1 protein-coding gene and 1 pseudogene are annotated in these 1,548 nt (G+C 61.8%); both read right to left on the bottom strand.

The window, feature by feature from the left end; all coding sequences use genetic code 11:
• Nucleotides 1-30: 30 nt before the first annotated feature.
• Nucleotides 31-930: pseudogene (locus AC0L3S_RS38990) on the bottom strand (IS3 family transposase); the annotation flags it as partial.
• The coding region (locus tag AC0L3S_RS38985; RefSeq protein ID WP_473285257.1) for a transposase at nt 931-1,548 on the bottom strand (618 nt) is incomplete at its 5' end.

Here is a 1,548-nt window from a genome sequence, read left to right as displayed (position 1 = left end):
TGAGCTGCTGCCGGTTTGATGGACACCCGGTTAAGCTAATCCCACCTTGCGCTCGAACTCAACAGGGCTGAGGTATCCGATGGTCGAGTGACGGCGGACGGCTTTGTAGAACCGCTCAATGTAGTCGAACACATCCGCTCTTGCCTCGTTCCTGGTGCGATAGGTCTTGCGCTCTGTGCGCTCTGTCTTCAACGACGAGAAGAAGCTCTCCATCGCCGCGTTGTCCCAGACGTTGCCGGACCGGCTCATGCTGCAAACGATACCGCTGTCGGCCATCAGGCGCTGAAACTGTTCGCTGACGTATTGGCTGCCGCGATCGGAGTGATGCATCAGGGCATCCGGCTTGCCACGCCGCCAGACGGCCATCAGCAGTGCGTCCGCAACCAGTTGGGCCGTCATGCTGGCGCTCATCGACCAGCCGACCACCCGGCGCGAGAACAGGTCGATCACGGCCGCCACATAGAGCCAGCCCTCCGCGGTCCAGATATAGGTGAAGTCGGCGATCCACTTCTGGTTCGGACGCTCGGCCACGAACTGACGATCCAGAAGGTTCGCCGGCACGTTCGCGATCTGGCGGTCGCCCTCGTCTTTCGGCAGGCGCCGGCGGCGTGGCCGCGCCCGCAAGGCCTGCAGGCGCATCAGCCGCTCGATCCGATGCAGACCGCACTCGACGCCGTCTGCCAGAAGGTCTCTCCAGACGCGCCGGGCCCCGTAGGTCCGGTCGCTGGCAAGGAAGCTTGCCTTGACCTGCTGGCCGACCTTCTCGTCGCTTCGGGATCTGGCGCTGGGCGATCGGTTCAGCCAGGCATGGAAGCCCGATCGCGATACGCCCATTGCTTCGCACAGCCATGCCACCGGCCAGATGGTCCGGTGCTTCGCGATGAAGACGAACTTCATGTCGCTTCTTTCGCGAAGTAGGCAGCGGCCTTCCTAAGAAACAGCCGGATTGGCGTCGCCCGGGATGGCCTGCAACACGAAGCCTAGCGATTTCGCCCGGCGCTGTAGGTTGGCGAGGACACGGCTACGATATTGCTGCTCATATTGGTCTGCACCAGGATCCCTGTAACTGATGCCGTGCCGGAGTGTGTTGTAGAATAAAACCGCAATCTTGCGAGCGGTCGCCGTCACGGCCTTCGATTTACCCGCGCGTGAGGACAGCCGACGATAGAATGCTCCAAGCGCTGTCTCGCTCCGCCCCACGGTTGTTGCTGCCAACCGCAACAGCGCAGCTGCGCGACTTGAGGATCTCCGTGTGCGCGAGGACAGCACCTTGCCGCCGGAGATCTTGTTGCCGGGTGCGAGGCAGAGCCAGGAAGTGAAGTGTTTGGCGCTCGGCCATGCCCTTAAATCCGTGCCGCACTCGCCGATGAGCTTCAATGCGAGCGACGGACCCAACCCATGGATCTCAGTCAAATCGACGCCAAGCACGCCATACAGCGCGGTCCTGACATCGAAGGTGGGTGTGTTGACCTGCTTGGTCTTGACGCGTGGCTTGGCTAGCTTTCCGACTGGTCCTGCTCCTTTGGTGTTCAATGCACTGATCAGGAC

The sequence above is a fragment of the Bradyrhizobium sp. Ken01 genome (genome assembly GCF_055807355.1).
The sequence above is the reverse complement of the archived record's forward strand: the minus strand, read 5'-3'. Positions and strand labels throughout refer to the sequence as shown.